The following is a 25193-nucleotide window of genomic DNA, read 5'->3' on the forward strand; positions in this document are numbered from 1 at the left end:
GAAAATGGTATTGAGGCAAGCTGTCTAAATGTTAGTACTTAGATAGTAATAATGAATGTGCGATGATTGATTCCATAAGTGCGGGAAAAAAGGAGAATGCCAAAAAATCGAATGAAGTGCAGGAAAATTAACTATCTGCCATGTTTGATGCTACTAATTAAAGAATTTTTTTGCAACAGCTCTTCTTTGCTTTTCCACTAAACATTTGTTTTAGTCGAGATTTTATAGCCCGATTTTTCGGCTTAAATTTATACGCTGTCTTAAATCTCGAGCTTCTTGCTTTTGTAAAAATATTTCTTTTTTAGTATTGGATTTCTTCTTTTTGGCGAGTATTTTTCGGATTTTTTTCGTTAACCATTTTTCAAATTCGAGACAATAGTGTGCATGATATTTGTCAACATAGACCATTTGTTGTATTTGACGCACAAGATCGACGCGACTCCAGTGTTGTGGTTCTACCCACCGATGAGAAACAACGAGTAATTGTTGAATTTTTTGCACACTTCTGCGGCACGATTGTATAATTTTTTCTATATCTTCGTTTTTTTCAATAAGTTTGGAAACCTTGTCAAATCTTTCAATAAGACGTTGTTCAAAGTAGGCAAAATCTTTTTGGTAAGGTTCTAATGTTTTTCTGACTTCTTCACTGTTTTGGTATTCTCTTTCAAAATATTCCAAAAGATGTTCGTAAGCAATAAGCATCTCAACATACATTTCTTCGATTTGGTCACGAGAATATTTCATAAAAAACGTTGTAATAAAAATATCGCGCCACTGTGCAAACCACTCTAAAGGGTTTGGAATAAAACTGAATAAAAAATCAACAATGGATTTTTTGGTTTCTTTTTTTATTTCTATCCAATTTAGGAATGTTAAATCGCGCTTCATTTCATCTAGATGTCCGCGTAAATCCAAAATAAGTTTTGATGGTAAACTACGTTTCTTTGCATCTTCCCATGGATGAGAATACATGTAAGGGTCTTTTGTTTTTGGAATGTGGTCCTCCCAAAAAAAACCTGCAAAAGTAACAGAGCGCGACATCAAAAAGCGTGCTACTCCAATGTCCTCATATATACTTTCTACTTGTGTAAATGGATCTTCACGTTCTAAACGTCGATAAATAGAACGCATTAGTTTCCATGATTGAAAAATACTATTAATATAGCTAGTTACTATATTAATGAGATTATCTATGATATTGAGAAATAAAATTGAGCGCAGTCCTATTGTGTGATGGATAAATTTGACTATATAAACGGAATTAGCAATTATTCTTTCAATTACTCCAGGTCTTCCCGCTGTGTCTCCTAACTTTTTTTCAAAAGTAAAACTCGCTTGATCTTGTGGAGGTAAAAATGTTTCGGCAGTAACTTTTTTGCCTCTAAATTTATCCGAAATATCAATACCTAAGTATCTTTTTACTCCTTCAGCATCAGCAACAAAGATACTTTGCATCGCTCCACTACCTAAAGACTCAAAGCGGTATCCTTTCGGTGCTTCCTTTGGTATAGAAGCTTTTATTTGCTGCGGTTTATCTTCGCTAGGAGGTGCTATCTCTTTAAAAGTTCTTACGCCATAAACACCATATCTTTTTTTTATAGAAACATGATGGATATTGGAAATCTTATCATAGCGTTTTTGTAGTGTTTTTTCTGTAACAAAAATAGGCGGCGCATTATTGTTCCATGAAGCTCCTTCACAAAGAACAACATTCTCCATCCATGTATCAATTTCTTTGTCTAAAATATTTGGCGTTTTTATGATAAGCTTTAGCAACTCTAACGCTACGCGCTGCGTTTCACAATGTAGATACGATCTCTGTATCTCCATAGACTACCTCTCCTTGGTCCCTTGTAAAATTGCTTTAGCATTGTTCTTGAATTTATTTCACTTGTGATTTTACTTTTCATCGCGTGTTTAGTTGTACTAAATGAGTAATTTTTTTCTGCGCGTGAACTTCTAGTCTTCGATTATCACCTTTACTCATTTCTAGATAAAGCTGATATTGCTCTACGGCCTGTTTATAACGCGTTAACAGCTCAAAACATTTTGCTTGCCAATATAATACTTCGGTATTTTCAGGATCTGATTCCAATATCTGCCGTGTAAGAGAAATAGCCACATCCATTTTTCCTGTTGCTAATTGACTATACATACCACATATCATTTTTATTAAATGCAATAAATTCTCTGAATTTTCATTTTTCTTTACGCGATTGTAAGCAATATTTAGTTGCTTTTGTAAATATTTTTTTCGATACTTACTCACTGTTTTTTCAGGATATTTTGCATATTTCATCACCAAATCATAAAGATATTCTTTTTCTAATATTTTACACATAATCCCAAGAGTATGCCGATTTGGATTTGCCTGAGGCCTTATTTTGGCCAATTGATTAACAGCAGATTTATAGCTCATCTCTGAGAGTAAATATCCTAAACAAAGCGCAGAAGACCTACTGATTCCTGCACGACAGTGAAGAATACGCAGGCCACCTTTTTGTAAAAATCTCAAAGCTAGAGAACAGTGCTCTTCTGTTGCTAATACATGAGGAAAAATATCATCATCTTCTTCTACATCATCAAAACGAAGCTCAAGTAACTCTTTGGTTCGTTGTAAAGAAATAGGGAACTCTGGACTACTAATTGAGACTACCCGGTATATATTTGGCGTATTGTTTATTTTAGATTGCGCTTCTTTCGCACTAAGAACAACTAGATCGTTGAGCAAAACTAAATACCTTATAATTAACAGTCACATTAATTCCATCATAATGCTTAAGTAAGTACAACTACAAAACTATTAAACTATCTACCAATGTGAGCCATTAGTTTTTCGTTATCTTTTATATCTTCTATTTTTTCGTGGCATTTACTGCAACTACGTATTAGTCTTGTTGGTTTTGCGCTAATACCAATAGATAACAACACCCAGCCCCAAAATGAATATTTATAATCGTCCAAAATATAAGGGCATTCTTTTTTATTACCCTTCCAATCACAGTCTTGTTTTTTATGCCTCATCGTCGGCTCCTATTTGGGAATTTTTTTCATCGCCATTGTATAGGGCGACATGCTACTACCACGATCTGTTAAATCTTGGAAAGCAGGTAAATCTCTAATATTGTTTAAGTCAGTGTCCGTTGTTAGTTTTGCACGATCAAAGAAGCCTTTACGAAAAGATTTTTCTAAGAAATCAAGAGCTTGATCTTTTTGATCTAAGCGTGAATGTATACAGGCAATATTGTAATAGTTAATAGACAAATCAGAGTTCAATTCTATAGCTCTTGTAAAATTTTGCAATGCAAGTTGTAATTTTTCTTGGCAAAAATAAAGCATCGCTCTGTTGTGATATGCTTCGGAATAGTTGGGAGCAAGATTTAATGATGTCGCATAATCCTTGTCTGCTTTGGCAAAATCTTTGGCTTCAAAAAATAAATTACCACGATTATTATAAAATTCTGGGGCTTTGGGGTTAATACTAATAGCAGTGCTATAATCGTCTATTGCTTTGTCGAATTGTTGTTGTTCTGTATACAAAATAGCACGATTATAATATGCCATAGCATAACCGGGATAGAAAAATATTGCTTGATTATACATCTCGAGTGCTTGCTTATAGTCTTTTTTATTCTTGAAACGAACACCATTGTTATTTGCTTCCATTGATTTTTTTATATTTTCAGTAGAAATATTATGAGCAGAAGAGCTATTTGCTTGGGGTGCGATATTTTGTGGATTTTTTGCCACTAATTTAGACGAGCTTTCTACTTCTTCAAAACCTCCTGACTCTAGTTCATCGACATCTTCTATATCGTCGATATCTTCTATATCTTCTACTTCATCGATATCTTCCACTTCATCGACATCCTCTATATCGTCGATATCATCAATATCTTCCACTTCATCAATATCATCAATATCTTCTACCGATTCGTCAATTTCTGTTTCTTCGACTTCTTCGACATCAGCACTACTCACTGTAGCGTCATTAGCATTTTCTGCTTTGTTTGTTTCCTCTACTTCATCTGCTGTTTTCTTTTTGCGTTTTCCAAATCCAAACATTATAGTTCCTACCACAATTTTCTATCATTTTTTGTATCGGCCATTAGCGCACGGAAATCTACATTTTCACGGCGATCATTTGCGTGCACAGAAAAAACACGGTGAATATTGTAATTATAACGTTTTTCAAAAAGCTCCATTTTTTCTATTGATTTTAATCTTGTTTCCATAGGGACAGCATATTTTTTGCCATCATGGACACTACGAACAGTATTTAGCTCCCAATCACCAGTAAAAATAGTACCGCGAAAAACAATCATTGTATCTGTCCAGCTATGCTTTGGTGCATGAACTAAAATAATTGGCTCATTTGCCAAATACAGATGTTGTTCTTCATCAAAAAATTTTGTTCGCGCTTTATTTTTGATTCGTTTTTTAAAACCATTTTGAAGGTATATTTTTGCCTGAGGAAAATTCTTTTTAGCCTCGTTATATGTTTTTTGGCAAAAGTGGTCGCCATGCGCGTGAGAACATAAAAAGTATTTTATTTTTACATTATAGTCCTGTGATATTCTTTTGCAAAGTTTATATGGCACTACTTCATTTTCAAAATAAGGAGGCATTTCAATAATCGCTCCTTCATCTTCATGTTTCAATAACCACAAACCTGTTTGATAGCGATGGTATTGTCCTAACAAATATATACCAGAACCCCACTTTTCCATTTGTATCCCCTAATAAATTTAATTGTTGGAGAAAAACTAGAGCGTAATAACTACTGTTGAATTAAAAAATCCATAACTTTGTGACTATGTCTGCTCGCTCTAGTTCAAACCCCACAATTGGATTTTGAGCTAGGAAGGCAAAGCTGTGGACTTAACAGCTTCACCCTCTTAAAATTCATCGCGTTTAACTTAACTCAGTATTGCCTGAATGGACATAGGAATCCGTTCTTAATTCAATAGTAGTTGAGTTTCACCTCCTCTAGTCTAGATTTTCTGCTTTCTGCGCAACCCATTCTTTCATTTCAGGCAAAGTCTTTTCTGCCCATTCCTCTGAAAGGCGTACTTTTAAAAAAGTATTGTACGTTTTGTCGATAAGCAAAGCAATTTGCTCTAGATCATCGGAAAGTTCTGCAAAGCGTTCTTCAATGTCTGATGTTGTTGGAGATATAAGCTTCAAAGATGAGATATTAAAGTTGTCACCACTAATAGTAAACGTCCATTCTTGTTGTCCGTGGACAAAAATAACTCTTGTAGTGGATACTTTTTTTCCTTCTAAAAGGGCTACTTGCGCTTCTGGTGATTTTATAGGTACAGGGCCTGATAATTTTTGCATGCAGTTGGCATCGCTTCCTTGCATGACTAAAAGCTCATCCATTCCGTATTCCATACTACCACCATCACTAAAACTAAAATGCCAGTTGTTTTGTTCACCGTAAAACCATAACCATGTTAAAAATTCACGGCCTAAAAAATCTTTTGCTTCACCTTCAGGAAGTAACATAGATATCCCTATTCGTTAAAATCAACAGGTTCAACTTCGTTTAAATATTCACTTAGATTATTCTTTTCTGCCCAATTGCTTGCTAAAGCCCAAGGCGTAAGAGGCATGAATTCTAAACCGAAAGTTTCCAAAAATAGCTTATCAAATTTATTGCGCAAGCCTTTACCTGTAGCAAACAATATACACGTTTGGGTTTGAAAGTTCCACAGTGCACGATATAGACTACTGTTAGGACTAGTTCTCATCATAAGCATATTTTTTACTTGCCTTTTTAGTTCGCGACGGCGATTGAGAGATAATCGTTCTTTTCCTTCTGCAGCTAAAGTTGCACGTTCTTCTATCGCAAAGTGCGCTTCAAGAAGAGCAGCTGGTATTTTTCGTTTATCAATCCGAAAAGTTAAACGAATATATGGCTCCATCAACATTAACGATAAATCCGGTTCTTCCAAGCAGTTTTCGTGAGAAACCCAACCAATAGATTCATCATGGTCGGGAAGCTCTGACAAATCTCGAAAAGAATTTTGTATCAAAGATTTTTGAAATTCTTCTTGGGCAAAAGAAAAATTTCCGATTACTTTAAAGCGAGTGAAGCTCAGAGAACTTTTTAAAAAATGCATTTTAATCTCCGAATTTTATACCTTGTGCTAATGGTAATTCTTTTGACCAGTTAATAGTATTTGTCTGACGTCGCATATAAGCTTTCCAAGAATCAGAACCAGCTTCTCGTCCTCCACCAGTTTCTTTTTCTCCTCCAAAAGCTCCACCAATTTCAGCTCCAGAAGTTCCAATATTAATATTTGCTATTCCACAATCGCTTCCCATGTGGCTAAGAAATGTTTCTGATTCAAGTACATTCGTCGTGAATATTGCTGAAGACAGTCCTTGAGGAACATCATTGTGCTCTGAAATAACTTGTCCTAAATCATCATATTTTAACAAGTACACGATAGGTGCGAATGTTTCATCTTTAACGATATCGTATTGACGATCAACTTCAATAATACAAGGTTTTACATAGTTTCCACATGGAAAATCTTCATTGAGAATTTCGCCACCGCACAGCACATTACCACCAGAAGCTTTAGCTTTTTCTATGGCTTTTTGCATTCCATCGACAGCAAGGTTATCGATGAGAGGTCCCATTAGAGTATTTTCATCAAGAGGATTACCTATCGCTACCTGTGCGTATGCTTTACAAAGCTTTTCTTTTAGTTGCTCATAAATATCTGCATGAATAAAAACTCTACGCGTTGAAGTACATCTTTGTCCAGCTGTACCAACAGCACCAAATAGAATTGCTGGTAATGCTATGTTGACATCGGCGTTATTACTAACAATAAGAGCGTTGTTACCTCCTAACTCTAATATTGTTCTCCCCAAGCGTCCACCAACCACTTCACCTACTCTTTTACCCATACGTGTGCTACCAGTAGCACTGATAAGAGGTAATCGTTTGTCAGCGATCATTCTTTCTCCGACAGTTTCAGTATCTCCTATCACTAAAGACATTACTGCAGGAGGAAGATCATTGGCAACAAAAACTTTTGCGGCGATTTTTTGGCAAGCAATTGCTGTAAGAGGTGTTTTAGGGGAAGGCTTCCATATCATTGAATCACCGCAAACAGCAGCAAGCATTGAATTCCAAGACCATACCGCAACAGGAAAATTAAAAGCACTAATAATTCCAATTACACCTAGAGGATGCCATTGTTCATACATACGATGTAAAGGACGTTCGCTATGCATTGTTGAGCCATACATTTGCCGCGATAATCCTACAGCAAAATCGGCAATATCAATCATTTCTTGAACTTCACCCTTGCCTTCGGCTAGAATTTTTCCCATTTCAAGAGTAACTAATGCCCCTAGATCATCTTTGTGCTCGCGAAGAGCGTCTCCTATTTGGCGTACAATATCACCGCGTTTGGGTCCAGGTATCATTCGCCATATTTTGAAAGCTTTCTCTGCTTCGTTATAAACTTTTTCATATTCCTCTGTTGTTGCTTGAACAACAGTTGCAATCACTTTCCCATCAATAGGAGAAATAGATTCAAGCGTTTCTCCGCTTCCAAACCATTCTCCATTAAAAGCACCATAGTTTTGTGATTCAATGCCTAAATTTTGCAAAATTTTTGCGATATCGCTCATTGTTTTCTCCAAAGCAATTTGGGTATATAAACAAGGCGATAGATAGCTCTAAACTACCTATCGCCTAATAAATGCTGTTATTTAAAATTAGAGAATAAACTCTTTATACAAAATCCTAATTTTAAATTGTATAAAACAACAATGTATTGATTTTCTCTGCTACTTTCTAAAACCACATACCAGTTTATTTACACATAAAATGTAGTTTTACTTTAGTAAAACAGCAATGTATTAATTCTTTGTTACTATTTACCCATTGCCTTGGTGTATTTATCGGCAACGGCTTTCCAATTAACAACATTCCACCATGATGTTACATAGTCTGGACGGCGATTTTGATAATTTAAATAGTAAGCATGCTCCCAAACATCTAATCCAAGAATAGGAGTAGCACCTTCACTAAGAGGATTATCTTGGTTCGCAGTACTACTAACAACTAATTTACTATCTTTTACACTTAACCACGCCCAGCCACTTCCAAAACGCGTGCCTGCCGCTGCTGCAAATTTTTCTTGGAAAGCAGAAAAACTACCGAATGCTTCGTTTATTGCTGTACCTAAATCACCGTCTGGTTCGCCACCTGCATTTGGAGCCATAACTTCCCAAAATAACTTGTGATTTACATAACCACCACCGTTATTGCGAACAGCTCCTCTGATAGACTCAGGAACAGCGCTTAAGTTTTTTATTAAATCTTCAGCGTTATCTGCTGTGTGATTTGCGCCTTCTAGTGCTGCGTTTAATTTTTTTGTGTATCCAGCGTGGTGTTTACCGTGGTGTATTTCCATTGTACGTGCATCAATGTGAGGTTCTAATGCATTGTAATCATATGGTAGATCTGGTAATGAGAATCCCATTTGATTGTGCTCCTTTGAAATCGAATTATTATAAACTGCATCTCAGCAGTATTCCATTGTTACTATACATAAAATATCTGTGCTTGCAAGTATCTATTTGCGCATTTCTAAATTTTTTGCTGCTGCGTTCTTTACTTCTTCATTTTCATCTTGAATTAGCTTTTGTAAAGTAGTTACAGACGTTTTATTGTTAACAGCAACACTCAAACGCACTTCCCACTTGGAGTCGGCTGCTAAGACTGTTAAAATTTCAACACTAACACTTTCATGAGAAGCAACAATATCTCTCACCAGTTGATTTTTATCTTGAGCTAATACTCCGAGTATTTCGATTGATGTGTTTGGGTTCTCAGCAACGGCCCGGCGCACTTCTTCGTCTTCATCTTTTGCCAATTGCGCTAAAATCTCACTAGGAGTATTTGTGTTTTCAGCGGTAGCTACGCGTAAGAGAGGATCGTCACTTTGGGCATAATTTGTCATGTTCTGCTGCGACACATTGTCACTACGCGCCTCATCTAAATTTTTCTGCGATGGTGAACAGCAAGTACACAACACCGCACAAACAAAAACAATGACTCTATTTTGTAATACGTCCTGAAGCATAATAAATCTTTCTCAAATATTTTTCATATTCGCTATTACCATTTAAACGATTAATTTTTACACCTGAATAAGGACCAGATGCAGAACAGTGGATAAAGAGATCATTATCTATATGTAAACCAACATGCGTTGGATGTGTACCATGTTTGCTAAAAAATATTAAATCGCCAGCTTCTGCATTTTGTAAAGTAACTTTTTCGCTGTACTGATACTGTTGATCTGAATCTCTTGGTAAAAGTATATTGTGCAAACGATACGTGAGCTGCACAAAACCACTGCAATCGGTTTGCGGTGTTGTTGTTCCACCCCATAAGTATTTTTGTGTTGTGAGTAATGATTTAGGCAAAAATTTGCGCGCAGTGTCCATTATTTTTTCTTGAGTTGCTAATGACAAGCTAAATTTTTCATGTGTAAATGTCCAGGTACGATTTGCAAAATCGCGAACATGTATATTTTCATCATCTTGGTAATTAAATGCAAACCTTCCGCCTGTGGGAACAAGTATATCATCTAATTTTATTTCTTGCGTATTAAAAGTAACAATACTTGCATTCCATTGTTGCCACTCACGACTAGTCATGAATTTTAAATCGCTGCTTTTTATCCAACCAAGATAACCATCACTAACACCTTGAACGCGGAAAAAGGTGTTATCTTCATTGCTTTGTAAGATAAGAACAGGGGTACCAAAAGCCAGTTGACTAGCAAGATTCCCTCCTGCTTCCTTCCTTGGATCAACATATAAATTACTAATTCCTAAATGGGATACTCCCCAAGCTATAGGACCAGTCGCAAAATTTTGCTCTGTATTTTTCGGTAGAAACATATCTATAGCACTTTTGATAATTTGTTGCTCTTCTATGTAAAGAACTCTAGCATTTACAAATGCTCTGTGCTGTTTTTGTTGAATATTAACAGAAAATAAAGTATCACGCTCACTTCTTTTTGAAAGATAAAAAGTCATTTGTTGAGGAGTAGCTTTAAATTCTATTTTCAAGAGCGGCGCTGATCTTTTAGTTTTTGCCGCTAAGTTTTTTTCCAAAAGAGGTTTTATGTAAGAACTAATGTCTTTGGCCAGTGATTCAGAAAATTCAACTGCCTGTAGTGAGATGGTTAAGAAACACATCCAAACGAATATTTTCATTGTATGATTACGAGGCTCTAATGTTTTAGCCTCGCATCTCCCTTCTGCCTATTGGAAAGGTTATAAATTAGAGACTAGGAAATATAAAGTTTTGGCGGCTGCAAAATAAATTATCGAGCCGAAGTTGATGTGAGAGATGTGGTAAAAACAACTTACCACATCTCTTAATGAACAAGCTTGTTATTGTCCCATATCTTGAACAAGTTTAATTAGTGGTAAGAACAGTGCGATCACAATAAAACCAATGACCAAACCCATTCCGATAATGAGTGCGGGTTCCATCAAACTTACCATTGAGGTTACAAGTACATCTACTTCATCATCATAGTTGTCTGCAACCTTGATAAGCATTTTATCAAGTTCTCCTGTTTCTTCACCTACATCGATCATATTCACGACAATATCATCAAATTCACCACTATTTGCTAGCGGCTCTGCGATACTTTCACCTTCACGAATACTATCTTGAACTGCTTGTATTGCTCGTGCAATAATTTGATTTCCAATAGCGTTTTTTACTATTTGGAGCGCTTCTAATATTGCAACCCCTGAAGTTATTAGGGTACCAAGTGTTCTAGTAAAGCGACTAATACTAGACTTACGAACAATCGCGCCAAATACAGGTAATCGTAAAACAATCGTATCGAGCATTAATTTTCCACGTTTATTGCTAGCAATGAGTTTAAAAATACTAATAATAGCAAAGATAGCAAGTAAAACCACCCACCACAAAGAAGCCATGTTATCGCTAATATTAATAAGAAGTTGTGTAATAAACGGTAAGTCAACTCCCATATCTCTAAAAATCTCTTTAAATTGTGGTACAACAAGAATCATAATTACCGCTAATATTCCTCCTGCAACACAAAGAACCGCAATTGGATATACAGCAGCTCCAATGATTTTTTTCTTTAATTTTTCTGATTTTTCCATGAAGTCGGATAAACGACGGAGAATTACATCTAGAACCCCCCCCATCTCTCCAGCTTTGATCATATTTATATATAATTTATCAAAAATCTTTGGATGTTTAGATAATGCTTCAGAAAACGTACTACCACCTTCTACATCATCAGCAACGGTATAAACTGTTCGTTGTAAAGTACCTGGTTTTAACTGGCCTGCTAAAATTTTTAGACTTCTTACGATAGGAAGTCCTGCGTCCTGCAAGGTAGAGAGTTGACTAGTAAAAACGGTTAATTCTTTTGAACTAACACCTCTACTAAAACCCAAATTTATCGATTTACTTTTTTTTGCCTCAGCAGCATTAGCCATAAATGAATCCTTTCTTCTCGAACTTTTAGAATAATGTTTCTCTTACAACTTCTTCTACGGTAGTTACACCGTCGAAAATAGCGAGTAGCCCACTTTCACGCAATGTTCGCATCCCTTGCTCTCTTGCAAGGTCTCGTATTTGTCCAGTAGAGCCTCTTTCGAGTATCAGCTGTGCAATATTATCGTTTGCTAATAAAATTTCATAAAGAGCTGTTCGCCCACGATAACCAGACTTATTACAATTAGAACACCCTTTTCCATAAGCAAACTTTTTAGAACCTATACTCTCTTGCTCCATACCTAACTCGTGAACTTCCTCTAAGGAAGGTGTATATTCTACTTTACAGTTCGAACAAATTCTACGAACAAGACGCTGTGCGATTACTCCTTGTACTGTTGCTGCAATTAAGAATGGTTCGATTCCCATATCAACAAGACGTGCCACAGAGCCAGCAGAGTCGTTGGTGTGTAAGGTAGAAAATACTAAGTGTCCTGTCAGAGCAGCTTCAATAGCAATACCTGCTGTCTCTTTATCGCGAATCTCTCCTACCAAAACTTTGTCTGGATCTTGACGTAAAATACTTCGAAGTGCCGCCGCATATGTTAATCCAACATCGTGATTTACTTGACATTGCATAATCCCATCAATATCATATTCTACAGGATCTTCGGTGGTGATAATCTTGACTTCTATTTTATTCGCTTCGCTCAGTGCTGAGTAAAGAGTGGTTGTTTTTCCCGAACCAGTTGGTCCTGTTACGAGTACAATACCGTTTGGTTTTGCGATAAAGATACGCATGGTTTCCAATTCTCGTTCACGAAAACCTAAACTTTCTAAATCTAAGTTTACAACGCTTCTGTCAAGGATACGCATTACGCAACTTTCGCCAAACATCGTAGGAAGCGTAGATACACGAAGGTCAACTGGTCGACCTCCTATGGTAAGTTCGATACGACCATCTTGTGGTAATCGCGTTTCAGAAATATCAAGGTTACTCATTACTTTTATTCTTGAAATAAGCGCTAGTGCCAAGTTTTGTGGTGGCGGCATCATTTCATATAGTACACCATCTACGCGATAACGGATTTTAAAATCGCGTTCAAAAGGTTCAAAGTGAATATCAGAACCTTTGTCTTTAATTGCTTGCATTAAAATAAGATTAAGCAACTTAATAACAGGAGCTGATTCAGCCATGCGATTAACATCATCTAAATCATAACCATCTTTGGCTTCAGAAACCTCTATCATTTCTTCTTCTTGTCGGAACTCATTAATAAGTTCATCAAAGTTTCCACCACCATCATCACTGTAATACTTGTCGATAGCTCGTTGAATTTGCTCTTCGTTAGACACAGATCCTTGGACTTCACAGTGCAACATCATACGTAAATCATCTAGAACTTGTACATTCATAGGATCAGCCATCGCGATTGTCAGCATGTCATCGCGAAAAGAAACAGGTATTACTCGGTAAATATTGGCCATGGAGTAAGGAACTTTTTTAATAATATCAGGATCAAGCTCTTTTTCATCAAGATTGATCGCGTCCATTCCAAATTGTTGACCCAATGCAAATAAAACCTCTTGATCCGACACCCACCCTTGTTCAATAAATATTTTACCAATAGCTCCACCTTGGTTTTTTTGAATAGAGAGGGCTTGTTGAATTTGCGGTTCTGTTATTAAGTTTTTATCTTTTAATATTTGTCCTAATAATCGTCTCGCCATATTTTCTTACCTTCTAAATTAGTTATTGAGCCTGTTCGCTTCCTTGTTTAATTCTTTCTTGCAAAGCAATAGGATCTTGTGCTCTCTGCATTACATCAGAGTACTTAACCTTTTTATCTACAAAAAGATTAAACAGTGTATCATCGAGTAACTGCATCCCGTATTTTTTTCCAGTTTGTATAGAAGAATCTATACGAAATGTTTTATTTTCGCGTATCAAGTTAGAAATCGCAGAAGTCACGATCATAATTTCGTGAGCTGCAATTACCCCAGACTTATCGCACCGAGGTACCAAAAGTTGAGAGATTACTGCAACAAGAGAACCTGCTAATTGTACTCGGACTTGTTCTTGTTGCGCTTGAGGAAATGCATCAATTACACGATCAATGGTCTTGGCAGCTCCTGTCGTGTGTAGAGTTCCAAAAACAAGGTGCCCTGTTTCAGCAGCAGTGATAGCGGCACTGATAGTTTCTAAGTCGCGCATCTCGCCAACGAGAATAACATCTGGATCCATACGCAAAGCGCGGCGCAGAGCCTCGGAGAAAGAATCAACATCAATACCAACTTCGCGTTGCGTTATAATTGATTTTTGGTGCTCATGATAAAACTCAATAGGGTCTTCGATTGTAATAATGTGATGATCATGTTCTTCATTGATAAAGTTTATCATTGATGCCAATGTTGTCGATTTGCCACTTCCTGTAGGACCAGTTACAAGCATCATTCCTCTTGGTTTTGCTAACAGGCTTTTTATATTGTGAGATAAACCAATCTGTTCCATAGTTAACAACGTATTTGATATTTGTCTTAGAACTATACCTATATTTCCTCGCTGTTTAAATACTGCTGAACGAAAACGAGCTTTCTCGCCAAATGCAAACCCAAAATCAGTACTTCCTACTTCATCTAATTCTTGTTGATAGCGTTCACCAGTGATACTTTTCATTAAATCAATAGTATCTTCAGGTGTCAGTGGTGGAGTATTTAACGTTCTCATTCTCCCGTGTAATCGTACAACAGGTGGACGACCAACAGTAAGGTGCAAATCAGAACCTCCTTTATCGACGACCAGTTGTAATAGTTGATTCATATCCGGCAACTTTTATCTCCTTAATGCTTAGCATGTGTAACTCTTAGTACTTCTTCAATTGTCGTGTTTCCTGTTAAAATTTTGCGCACACCATCCTGCTGCAATGTTGACATTCCACCTGACAATTTTGCTTCCTCGCGAATTTTAATTGTAGATGCTTGGTGGAATACTAACTCGCGCAGTTGTGGAGACATTTCTAACATCTCATATACACCCATACGTCCTCTATAACCAACACCTTTACACTGATCGCATCCTACAGATCTAAATATTTTTGAATGACGAGTTGCGTCTGGATTTAAACCTACTGAAATTAGTTCTGCATCATCGGGCACATATTGTTCTTTACAATGGGGGCATATTTTACGAATAAGCCGCTGTGCAAGTACTGCTTGTACAGCAGAAGAAACAAGGAAAGGTTTTACATTCATATCAATAATACGAGTCAACGAACTAGGTGCGTCGTTTGTGTGTAGTGTTGAGAATACTAAGTGTCCTGTAAGAGCTGCTTGGATAGCAATCTCGGCCGTTTCTTGGTCGCGAATCTCCCCTACAAGAATAACATTCGGCGCTTGGCGGAGCATTGCTTTGAGGATAACGGCAAAATTCAAGCCTATATTGTGTCGTACTTGACACTGATTTATTCCAGTGATATTATATTCCACAGGGTTTTCAGCAGTAATAATTTTTACATCCGGTCGATTCAATTCTTGCAAGGCCGCGTATAATGTCGTTGTTTTTCCACTACCTGTAGGGCCAGTTACAAGGAAAATACCATTTGGTTTTTTAATAATACGTTGAAAGCGCTCAAAATCTGATTCATGAAAACCAAGAATATCCAAACTCACAAGAGCTTTCTCTTTGTCAAGAATACGCATGACAACACTTTCACCATGATAGCAAGGCAAAGCTGATACGCGTAAATCGATACCACGTCCTTGTAGGGTGAGTTTAATACGACCATCTTGAGGAATTCTTTTTTCAGCGATATTCATATCCGACATGATTTTCAAACGACTAAGTATTGGACCTTGCAATTTTTTAGGAGGTGAATCAACTTCTTGGCATACACCATCAATACGATAACGTACTCGAATTCTATTTGCAAGTGGTTCAATGTGAATATCAGATGCTCTATTTTTCAGTGCTTCGTTTATAATAAGCGTTACCAAGCGGATAACAGGCGCATCATCATTTTCTTCTTCAACTTCTTCTTCTTCTACCTGCTCTATCGAATAATCTAGATCTGCTGCTGTCACTTGGTCATAGAAATCTTCTAAATTACTTTTTTCAACCTCATAGTATTTAGCAATCGCATCTTTCATCGACTGAGGAGTTGTAAGAGCACAGTCTATATCACATGCTAAAAGAAAGCGTAAGTCTTCTAGTGTAGCAAGATCTAGGGGATCTGTCATTGCAACAATTACAGAACGCGCAGTTTTCTTCACTGGAAGAATTTGTTTTTCTTCTACAATTTGTCTAGGAACACACTCTATTACTTCCATCGGAATATTTCCATTTGCGACATCAACAAATGGCAAACTAAATTGTCTAGCTAGTGCTTGAGTAATTTGTACTTGAGTTGCAAATTGCATTTGAATTAGTGCTTCACCAAGTTTCACTCCGTGCTCTTGTTGGTATGCAAGAGCTTTTTTTAATTGCCCATCGTTTATAATTCCGAGTGCTCGAAGAATAGAGCCTAACCTTCTTCGTCTTTGTTCAGCCATTTTCAACTTTCTATATTGAGAATTCTTGCATAAATTTGTAAACCAACGACGACATAGTTATAATTTACCTTTTGTTTTTAAAGACGTAGCGCAAAAAACATAGTAAATTTCACATGGAGATTTCTTTATTTAGTCAGGCATAACATTGTTTTATAAGTCACAAATAACAAAGCAAATAAATTTTAAATTATGCCAAGTGGTAAATTATTTTTCGCCATACCCTCTAGACTATCTTTTTATAGAGAACATAAGTGACTAGATGTTTGATTACTTACTTTATAAATTTAACTGGATTTCTAAGGTTTTTCAAGATTTTTTCAATGATTAAACGCGAAATTATAAATTTTCTAAATACTTATTTACATCTTTTATACTAAAAAGTTTTGGATCAAAGCCGTGTAACCAGTCTTGTAAATCTAGGTGCTCGGGATCAGATGCGTCTTTTAAAATTTGCAACATTTCTTCATATCCATAGATACCACCGCAATTTTCTGGAGGGCAAGCATTTTTTCCGGCAAGACATTTGATTTTTACATCTTTGTCTTTATGCGAAGTAATTTTTTCTACTACAATTTTATGTTGCCAAGAATCTTGGAAATCATATTCGTAAGAAAAAAATGTCTTATTTTCTGTTATTAATTCATTTAGCGCGTATTTTTGCTCGTCTTTCAAATGATAATCGCTACTCATATCTCCGTAAACTACTTCATCGATAGTAAAGCAGTGCTCGTGATTATTCTCCCACCCCATTGTTACTTGAATAATATCATGTAAAGCAGCTAAACTAATATTTCCAGGAACACAGATACGACGCCAAATAAGAGGCTTCGACTTTTTTAAAGATATTTTAAGATAGTAAATATCCTCTTGTTCTTCCCTTGGCGCAGTGTGGCTATTCACAACTTTTAGTATAGGACGCATAGCTCTCGTCGCTTCGCGCTCGATAATTTCTATAAATGTTTTACTCGAATGATCAATATCTTCAAGAGCTATCATCATATCTTTTTGTTTTACAAGATCTTCGCTGTCACCACTATTAAACCCTGCAACCAAATGCATCAACATAACTTGCATTTCTCCAAGTGCCAAGGTCTCGCGCTTAGGGCAATTTTTTTCCTCAATACCTTTTTTCTCTAAACTGTATAACCACGTGTAATAGAATTCAAGTGTTAACAAAGCTTTATTTCTATATTTTCCCGCATGTTTATCGCAAAATATGTTGTAGCTTTTTTCTATTTTATTCCATAGTTGTTTAGTAAGTTTACCAAAGGATTTTTGTTGTTCTTCATCATAAAATTCGATGATTTGCATAGGTAAACATCGCTCTAAAGCTTTTTTGAAATCCTTGCGCTTTGTGTAAAATTCATCGCGAATGAAGGCTTCAACAACCTGTTCGTTAAGTGCAACTCCTAAATCTTGTAATATTCCGTCAATACTGTCAGCATTGCCAGTCATTCCTATTTGATATTCCACCGAATCAAAATCTATTGCATCTTCAGGAGCTTCACCTTGATGCCATAATATACTAGTCATTCCAAGAGGTGCAATTTCAATTTTTTCGCTTACAGCAAGAACACCACCTATGTGTGCAAATGGTTTTTTTAATATTTCTTTACCACTTTTGAAAAATGCAATGGCTAATTGTTCATAAATACTCGTCAATGTTCCTTCATCTTTAAAGGTATCGAGCATCTTATCTTCAAAGTTCTTTATCCACTGTTTTTTATTATTATGATAATCTAAATCACTATTTATCGTTTTCTTGTACTCGATAGTATATTTACCTTGCACCCAGTCCTTCACAGTTACGAGAATAGAATCTCCTTCTTCGAAATTATGAGATGCAAAAAAATCTTTCATATCAAATACATTTAGCAGTGCATCCTCTATCATTATATTCGGTTTTGAAAGAATCTCTCCGTTATCTTCGTGATCAACAAGCAGATAACTAATAATATTCTCCTTGCCAAGTAAGGTATGATAAATTAAAATATCTTGAAACCTTTTTTTTACTTGTATTGTTTTTAGTTTACGCCTTCCCAATCGTAACTGACACGCTGTAGGGAAAACTTCCCAATGACAAAAAGGTATAAATCGATGACCCGGGTATAAAATTCCTTCGCGAATTTCTTCTGTTGTTGGTTTTATCAAAAATTGCGTGTTTTTAAAAAAATAAGATCTTGGAACATACAATTCCTTAAAATTATCATAAAAAAAACGTCTATCGCGACGTAACATTCTATCCAAAGAAATATATAAATTTTTGGGAACTTTTTTCAATCTTGGCACAATGAATTGAATAACTTTTTCTAAACGAAATGGTCTTTTTGTATTTTCAATAAACTGGTCAAGTGCCTTTTCCAGTGACATTTTATTACGAACCTCGGTCATGCTTTCTCAACCTTTACTTTTTTGGAACAATATTATGAATCTAGAGCAAATCCAATCAAAAATGATGATGGCGGTAGACGAAGAAGATTACCATTTGGCATTAGAGTTAGCTCACAAAGCTGTAGATTTAACCGATAGTGAAAAAAAAGCATGGTGCTTGCTTAACGTAGCCGACATATTAATTAAACAGAAAAACTACGAAAAAGCCGGAAAAACAGCGATTAAAGCAGGCCAAATTTTGCAACCTATGTATGGAGCGGATTCTTACGAATATGCTTATGTCTGCTTGTATTTAGGAAAAGTTTATTTCAACTTAAATAAGTATGAAGTTTCGCGGCAATGCTTGGATTTTTTTGTGCAAAGTGCCAAAAGTCATTTACGCAATCTTACAGATGTAGAAGACAAAGCAAATATCGAACTGCTTATCGAAGATGCGCGCATGGGAATTCTAGCAAATAGTGAAATTATACAACATAACATGTTGATGGAATAAAGAATAAATCGAATCCTTAAAGCCTGTCACAAAATTGTTTTAAAGCGAAAATTTGTAGGTGCTTTTGGTCTAGGAAAATGATCAAAATTTGCGCAGACTTAGCAGGAGTTAAGCCGATGGTATTGGTACTTAAAACGACGAGTAACAATCGTGTGTATAAATTGGCAGCCAATTTTGTAGCAGATTTTATACCACGCCACAAGAATCATGTTTTTTATTTGGAAGCATTTAACATATGTATTATACTAAGAAAAACCGCAAAAACAAACAGAATAAGTTAAAAATAGTTTAAGAATTTTTCCTCATGATTTTAGTAAAGGAGGGGGTATGCAAAAAAGAAAAAAACAAAAAGCCTTCGCACTCATACTATGTACAGCAGTTTTACTACTCCTGAGTACTATGGCTATTACATTTACGCGAGTTGCCGTTTTACAGCGAGGTGCATCTGTAAGCTATACTGATAATGTAACAGCTGATATACATGGTTACGGTTCTATAGATCTTGCTATTGCAAATCTTGTAGAAGGATTTAAAAACAATATTTACTATCGCGATTATCTATGTTTTACAGAAGATGCTCCCACTCAATTTGGCAGCATAGACATTGCAGATGATGAAACCGCCGCAGGCTTAAATATAAAAAACTTGCAAGAAGTTTTTGCAAATAATGTGAATGAACCATCATATTCAACAAACGAGGTATTTCAAGGGCATAATATCTCTAACTTCATGAATGATGCGACACACATGTACACACTAAAAGTTTTTGACACTACCTCCCAAATCAATATAAATAGCGATTTGGCCTCTTTACCGCAAATACTTTCGAATCTTGCAGAAGCTATAGAGATGAAACTTTTTGGTCCTGTACGCGCAGACGGTTCCAACAGCGCCCCTTACATTTTTGACGTTGATGTTACAGAAATCGGCAATATTATTGTCAATAATCGTCCTAAAGATAATGTTGGATATCGCTCAAAAGACAGCATCATTGGTCTAACTGATGGAAATAAATCTATCAGCGAAAAAGACTTTGAGGCAATAAAAGACTTTATCACTATTTTTCCTTTGCGTTCAGAAATGGACAACAGTGTTTTCTTTAAGCAAATTACCTTCAAAACAATTGGCAATGAAAATGAATTGGAAAAAGACTCTGTTGCGCCTATTAACATAAATACTGCTGCTTGGCCTGTTCTCTACGCCCTATTTAAAAATATTTCAATGAATAAAAACGGAAATAAAATCGAAATAGATCAAGGTGATGCTATTCGTTTAGCCAATGCTGTTTGTGTTCATCGTCAACAAGATATATTTCCTGATTTTAGTACTTTTATGAAGATCGTTAATCAGCAAGGAGCGAAACTTTTTAATAGTTCATCAAAAAATAAAATAAAATTACTCGATGCAAATTTCAATCCTGATGTGACTTTAAAAAAGCAAAATGCAAATCGCTTGAGGTTTCAAAACCCCAACAGATCAGACTTGTTATATCATACCATTAATTTTTGCTTTTTTTCCGGCGGACATTTCGAAATCACAAGTTTAGTCCAAAATTTCTCCCCCACTCTCGGGATGGTTGTTGCGCAGAAATATTACACAAACGCGCAAATTTTTGAAGTTGATCAGTACGACAGCCAAGAAGATTTTGAAGGCGCACGCCAAGAAGGAAACGTAGACAAAAAGATCACTCAAAATTCCTTTACTGCCCCAAATAATCTTCAATTAGACGATATTGAAAGAGCACTTCTAAAATCCAGCGATATTTCTGGTTTTTTTGATCCAATTCAATTCGATGCTAAAACTGGTTTTACTGGACTCGATAATGCTGTTGATCCTACGGATGCTAGCGGTAACTACCTCTTTCGTGCAGATTTTAATGGCAGTGTAGAACCAAATAAAGCCACCGAGAATTTAACCACAACGAATATAAATCGCGAGCTTCCTCCTAATCCTGCGGTTTTTGAATTAAAGAAGCAGTCAAATGGATTGAGCAAAATAAATCTAGCTGCTGATGGTTTTGTCTTGAAAAAAGATGATGAAAATAGCTTGCTATCATTTGATTCTTTTCCTTCCTCTGATATTGCTAATTTAGAAGAAAATGGAAATCTTCCTGCACTTTTGAATGGTAACTCAGATAATGTTGTAAACAATGAAGGAAAAATTTCTGATAACAAAGGCTCCATTATGTTCTGGTTTAAAATCAATGACGCATGGGGTAACGATGAAGATAATAATGCCCAAGAATTTCGCACTATATTTTTTAGTAATTCGACATTTAAACAGGATGGTAACGACATCAACGAACATTTTCAAATTGGTGTACAACGCGAAATTGAGATGCGCGTTCAACAGTCGAAAACCTCAACAGATGATAATTTACGTAAGTTAGAAGTAAAAGTTACAAATAAATTCGTTATTCAAAAATTCGTAGATGGTAAAGCGCAAGAACTTTCCCCTACAGATAAAGATGCACTGGCAGACCAATTAGGATTTGGAACTTTTCCTGCTAATCCTGGCGAATTTATTACTTTCACTAAGCAATTGACCATTGATCCAGAAACCGATGGTGGAGGTGTCCATACTCAAGAATTTTATCATTTAGCTGTTCGCTGGCATAACGGTACACAAATGAATGGGTTTAGTGATGGTAATGATGCAATCAAAGTAACAGGACAGTTTTATAATAATGCTGGTGGCCTTTTTCAACGAGGTGCGGATTCAGAACTTAGTGATTTCCAAACCTCTGAAAGTCAAACAAACTCACCTAGCTTTATTCAAGATATTCTACAAGATGTTCTTAATGATAATTTTACTCCATTAGACGGCAACTTACAAGACGATGAAGTAAAACCAGAAAAACCAGATCCACCAATAGATCCCGAAAATCCACCAACCCCAGAGGAAGTGGAAAAAGCAAAAGAAGAGAAAGAGAAAAAAGAGAAAGAAAAGGCCGAAAAAGCGGAAAAAGAAAAAAAAGAACGCCAAGAAGCAGGAAGCAATCTTACTTTGCAAAACAAAATTTTCATTGGTCCTCCTGATCCTTCATTTGGAACAATTCCAGAGATAACAATTGATGACATACGCATCAGTGAAAATATTGATTGGATGAGTGATTCTACATTTTTGCCATCGCGTTACGAACTAAACCAAGACCCTAACAGTAATTTTTTCGCGAAATTCGACGTAGAAATAAACACGCCAAACGGTGGACACATTCTCTTTGTCAAACCTGAAATATTACAGGTAGATAATGGTACAAATGTTGAATCCACTCTTAACAACGTGTTAGGTCTTAACAATAAAAAACTACCAAACCTAACAGAGTTCCTAAAAGACACTGTAGAAGAGTTGTCTATCGAAGTAAAAGAAAACAAGCGCGGTAGAAAAAAACGAGAAATAAAAATGCACTTGAAAGACAAAGATGGAGAAGATCTAATAGACACGACGTTTAAAGTCAAATTTAATGGAGACCACCAAAAATTTACAGCTACTCAAGGAAAAACGTTAGAAGAGAGTTTACAGGATTATTTAAAATTCATAAACGAACCTCTAAATGTCGGAAGTTTGATTTCTGATTTTAACGTACTTATCCCTTTGCAGCAAAAACCAGGAGAACCGGTTTCTGTAACTTTTACATTTAACAGACAAGATCGAAATCCTATTTTCCAATCACCATTATTAGACAAAGTAACCTTTGCGTATTTTACAAATCTAAGGCTTTTAGAATATCGTTTCATAGGAAGATAATAATGAAAAACCTTTTCCTTTTGTGGATTGTTTATATCTCTTTATTTGCCAAAAATATCGATTTTTATTTTTCAGAACAGCAAAAAGATGAAAACTTGTTTTGGCAATTTAAAATAGAAGGAGACTTTCCTCAAAAGGACGGTTTTTTACATACCAAGCTTACTTTACTAAATAAAGAATTACCTGTAAGTCGACAGCGAATTTTAATGAAAAATAATAGCGCTACTTTTGTTTACGGTCCGGTTAAAGGTAAAGTATTAAGCGGTATTTACAAACTACAAATCATTTACACACATAAAAAAGTGCGCGAAACATATGTTCATAAATATTTTGTTGGCAATCCCTTACTAGAAAAGCAACAGCAACTTATGTACATTGATTTCTTAGAGAAATTTATTGTATATGTAAGCGAAACCAACAAATCTCCCTCAAAAAAAATTATAGCGAAACACATTCAACAGTTACAAGCACAGAAAAAGAAACAAATTGAACTTTCTTCTCCAAATATACTTGCTCCTTATTTTGCCAAAAGTATGTTCTATGTAAAAAAAATATTGACTCTACAAAAAAATTTACTCACTTTATCAGATAAAAATAAACGAAAAATCTATCGTCAAAATATAAGTCATTATCTCGCCGAAATACAACGAGAAATAGTACCAATCAAAAATATCGATGAACAAACAGTAGAGCATGATATAGAATGGTGTCGTAGAATAATTTCAACTCTAGACAAATTCACCGAAAAAAAAAGTCATAAAATTAAAAACATTAAAATAATACTTAACTATTTCAATCTTGAGCTTGAGCATTTAAAAAAACGCGAAGAACAGTATCAAAAATCTAGCTTTTGCTCGAAACAAATTTTTTCTCTATTTCGAACAGTACGTATTTGCATAAACGATCTTATTCAAGTGCATTTTATAGCTCTCTCTAAAAAATATCAACTCGATCTCAATATAGAACCCATAAAAAATAGCGGTCAGATAAAATCAAAATTTTTAGCTTCATTGAAATCGATAGAAAGTGTATTAGAGAAGAAGAAAGAAATACAAAATAACAATATTCAAAAATCATATATTCGTTATTTCGAAATATACAACGACTACCAAAAAATAAAAAAAGCTATTCTAAAAGGAAGCGATCGCAATCAATTAAATGCTCTTAAAAAACAATTATTACAACTCCCAAACCATCCCCAAAGAAGTAAAATAGCAAAAATGATTTACTACTTGGAAAAAATTTTTCTACTCCGTTCGCGTAAAGATCCGCTCACCTCAGCTTATATCACAAAATATAAACTGTATTTACAAGACCTCGAACAAAACTTCCAAAAAAGCGGGAAATAAAAACTTGATAGACATGCCATTATTCAAATCGCACCAAAAAATACCAACTTACAATTTTTTATACATAATATGAGCATCCACATATTTTTCTTTTCGAAAATAAAAGGCTTGCGGAATAGTTCCTACGATCTCAAAACCAAATTTTTTCCACAACCTTATTGCACCTTCATTTGTACTGACAACTAAATTATACTGCATTGCCAAAAATCCTATTTTTTTTGCCTCTTCAAGAGAGTGTTTACACATCAGTGATCCAACTCCCTTTCCCCGGGCTTGTGACGCAGAAATATAACCACAATTGCAAATATGACTTCCCAACCCTTGCTGATTAGGTTTGATATAATATGTTCCGAGAATAACTTGATCTTGTTCTACGACATAAACATGTAAAGATTTTTTTATCCAGATATCGTAAGCATCTTCCTCTGAGATATTAGCAAAATAGACATATGTTTCTTCGCTGTGAAATGCTTCGCGAAGCACATTCCACACTTGTGGCCAATCATCTTTCTGCGCTTGCCTAATATTCATATTACCCCTTTAACTGTGCCATAGTAGCCTTTAAATCCCAGTACGCTTTTAGCTCCACTATCTTTCCATCATCGTTCATTGAAAAAGTGTCTATTCCACTAAACGATACTTCAACACCGTTATGACCTATTCCTGATGCATTCCATTTTACCGCGACATCTTTTCCACAAATATAAACATTTTCTTCTGCAAACGATACCTTTTGAAAAGCTTTACTAATGCCTAGAAAAAACTTCTGAAGTTGTTCGTGACCTTTATATGAAGGCATTCCAACTGGATCATGGCTAACCGCATTTTCTGCAAATAAGTTGACCCAGGTTTCAACATCTCCTTCACAAATAGCCGCAAAATATTGTGTTACCGTATTAGCAAAAATTTCCATGTTTAATTCCCTTTATAATATAGATCTCTAATTACCACAACAGCTAACAACTATAATTTTACTTTATTCAATGAAGACACGCTCTAAAAAAACACTGCAAATTTATAAAAAACATTTGACAAGAGACTAGATGTCTCTTATGATGAGACGCGATGTCTCTTATGATGAGACGCAACGTCTCTTATATTGAAGTATTCTTGTAATTCAGGTAAATAT

The 25193-nt window shown here is 35.6% G+C and carries 21 protein-coding genes; 3 read left to right on the forward strand and 18 right to left on the reverse strand.

From position 1 onward, the window contains the following. Window positions 1–222: 222 nt before the first annotated feature. The 16 genes from UABHE_RS08080 to UABHE_RS08155 form a co-directional block, all read right to left on the reverse strand. Window positions 223–1830 (reverse strand): hypothetical protein, encoded by a 1608-nt coding sequence (locus tag UABHE_RS08080; RefSeq protein ID WP_372369742.1) that lies wholly within the window; start codon window positions 1828–1830, stop codon window positions 223–225. 76 nt (window positions 1831–1906) lie between these two features. Then, complete coding sequence (locus UABHE_RS08085; protein ID WP_372369743.1) at window positions 1907–2731, reverse strand: dual specificity protein phosphatase family protein; 825 nt, start codon at window positions 2729–2731, stop codon at window positions 1907–1909. Between the two features lie 77 nt (window positions 2732–2808). Next, window positions 2809–3024 carry a hypothetical protein gene (locus UABHE_RS08090; RefSeq protein ID WP_372369744.1) on the reverse strand — a complete coding sequence of 72 codons (216 nt, stop codon included), beginning with the start codon at window positions 3022–3024 and terminating at the stop codon, window positions 2809–2811. Window positions 3025–3033: 9 nt separating this feature from the next. Next, window positions 3034–4065 (reverse strand): tetratricopeptide repeat protein, encoded by a 1032-nt coding sequence (locus tag UABHE_RS08095; RefSeq protein WP_372369745.1) that lies wholly within the window; start codon window positions 4063–4065, stop codon window positions 3034–3036. An 8-nt stretch (window positions 4066–4073) separates the two neighbouring features. Next, complete coding sequence (locus UABHE_RS08100; protein WP_372369746.1) at window positions 4074–4730, reverse strand: MBL fold metallo-hydrolase; 657 nt, start codon at window positions 4728–4730, stop codon at window positions 4074–4076. Between the two features lie 259 nt (window positions 4731–4989). Next, a complete protein-coding gene (locus UABHE_RS08105; protein ID WP_372369747.1) occupies window positions 4990–5511 on the reverse strand; it encodes a hypothetical protein in 522 nt (173 codons plus the stop codon). 8 nt (window positions 5512–5519) lie between these two features. Next, window positions 5520–6128 carry a hypothetical protein gene (locus tag UABHE_RS08110; RefSeq protein WP_372369748.1) on the reverse strand — a complete coding sequence of 203 codons (609 nt, stop codon included), beginning with the start codon at window positions 6126–6128 and terminating at the stop codon, window positions 5520–5522. A 1-nt stretch (window position 6129) separates the two neighbouring features. After that, on the reverse strand, window positions 6130–7659 hold the full coding sequence (locus UABHE_RS08115; protein WP_372369749.1) for an aldehyde dehydrogenase family protein: 1530 nt from the start codon (window positions 7657–7659) through the stop codon (window positions 6130–6132). Between the two features lie 245 nt (window positions 7660–7904). Further along, window positions 7905–8516 carry a superoxide dismutase gene (locus UABHE_RS08120; RefSeq protein ID WP_372369750.1) on the reverse strand — a complete coding sequence of 204 codons (612 nt, stop codon included), beginning with the start codon at window positions 8514–8516 and terminating at the stop codon, window positions 7905–7907. A gap of 93 nt (window positions 8517–8609) precedes the next feature. Beyond that, on the reverse strand, window positions 8610–9119 hold the full coding sequence (locus tag UABHE_RS08125) for a HEAT repeat domain-containing protein (protein WP_372369751.1): 510 nt from the start codon (window positions 9117–9119) through the stop codon (window positions 8610–8612). Beyond that, the gene (locus UABHE_RS08130) at window positions 9094–10263 is read right to left on the reverse strand and encodes an NlpC/P60 family protein (RefSeq protein WP_372369752.1); all 1170 of its coding nucleotides are present in this window, start codon (window positions 10261–10263) and stop codon (window positions 9094–9096) included. The genes UABHE_RS08125 and UABHE_RS08130 overlap by 26 nt, the downstream gene beginning before the upstream one ends. A gap of 180 nt (window positions 10264–10443) precedes the next feature. Continuing rightward, on the reverse strand, window positions 10444–11538 hold the full coding sequence (locus UABHE_RS08135) for a type II secretion system F family protein (RefSeq protein WP_372369753.1): 1095 nt from the start codon (window positions 11536–11538) through the stop codon (window positions 10444–10446). A 25-nt stretch (window positions 11539–11563) separates the two neighbouring features. After that, entirely contained in the window at window positions 11564–13267 is a 1704-nt protein-coding gene (gene gspE, locus UABHE_RS08140; protein WP_372369754.1) for a type II secretion system ATPase GspE, read from the reverse strand. Between the two features lie 22 nt (window positions 13268–13289). Then, entirely contained in the window at window positions 13290–14357 is a 1068-nt protein-coding gene (locus UABHE_RS08145) for a type IV pilus twitching motility protein PilT (RefSeq protein ID WP_372371590.1), read from the reverse strand. A 20-nt stretch (window positions 14358–14377) separates the two neighbouring features. Next, window positions 14378–16084: a GspE/PulE family protein gene (locus tag UABHE_RS08150; protein WP_372369755.1), complete on the reverse strand. Its 1707-nt coding sequence runs from the start codon at window positions 16082–16084 to the stop codon at window positions 14378–14380. A gap of 336 nt (window positions 16085–16420) precedes the next feature. Further along, on the reverse strand, window positions 16421–18475 hold the full coding sequence (locus UABHE_RS08155; RefSeq protein WP_372369756.1) for a plasmid pRiA4b ORF-3 family protein: 2055 nt from the start codon (window positions 18473–18475) through the stop codon (window positions 16421–16423). A 34-nt stretch (window positions 18476–18509) separates the two neighbouring features. On the opposite strand from UABHE_RS08155, the gene UABHE_RS08160 reads away from it, so the two are divergent. The 3 genes from UABHE_RS08160 to UABHE_RS08170 all read left to right on the forward strand — a co-directional run bounded on the left by UABHE_RS08160 (window position 18510) and on the right by UABHE_RS08170 (window position 24064). Continuing rightward, window positions 18510–18968, forward strand: coding sequence for a hypothetical protein (locus UABHE_RS08160; protein WP_372369757.1), 459 nt, complete (start codon window positions 18510–18512; stop codon window positions 18966–18968). A gap of 327 nt (window positions 18969–19295) precedes the next feature. After that, on the forward strand, window positions 19296–22715 hold the full coding sequence (locus UABHE_RS08165; protein WP_372369758.1) for a hypothetical protein: 3420 nt from the start codon (window positions 19296–19298) through the stop codon (window positions 22713–22715). Between the two features lie 2 nt (window positions 22716–22717). Then, complete coding sequence (locus UABHE_RS08170) at window positions 22718–24064, forward strand: hypothetical protein (protein WP_372369759.1); 1347 nt, start codon at window positions 22718–22720, stop codon at window positions 24062–24064. Between the two features lie 48 nt (window positions 24065–24112). Here UABHE_RS08170 and UABHE_RS08175 read toward each other — a convergent pair whose 3' ends face one another. Together UABHE_RS08175 and UABHE_RS08180 are read right to left on the reverse strand one after the other, a co-directional pair. Next, window positions 24113–24595 (reverse strand): N-acetyltransferase family protein, encoded by a 483-nt coding sequence (locus tag UABHE_RS08175; protein WP_372369760.1) that lies wholly within the window; start codon window positions 24593–24595, stop codon window positions 24113–24115. Window position 24596: 1 nt separating this feature from the next. Further along, window positions 24597–24977, reverse strand: coding sequence for a nuclear transport factor 2 family protein (locus UABHE_RS08180; protein ID WP_372369761.1), 381 nt, complete (start codon window positions 24975–24977; stop codon window positions 24597–24599). Window positions 24978–25193 lie beyond the last annotated feature (216 nt).

The sequence above is a fragment of the Candidatus Uabimicrobium helgolandensis genome (assembly GCF_041508025.1).
In the GTDB taxonomy this organism is placed as follows: domain Bacteria; phylum Planctomycetota; class Uabimicrobiia; order Uabimicrobiales; family Uabimicrobiaceae; genus Uabimicrobium; species Uabimicrobium helgolandensis.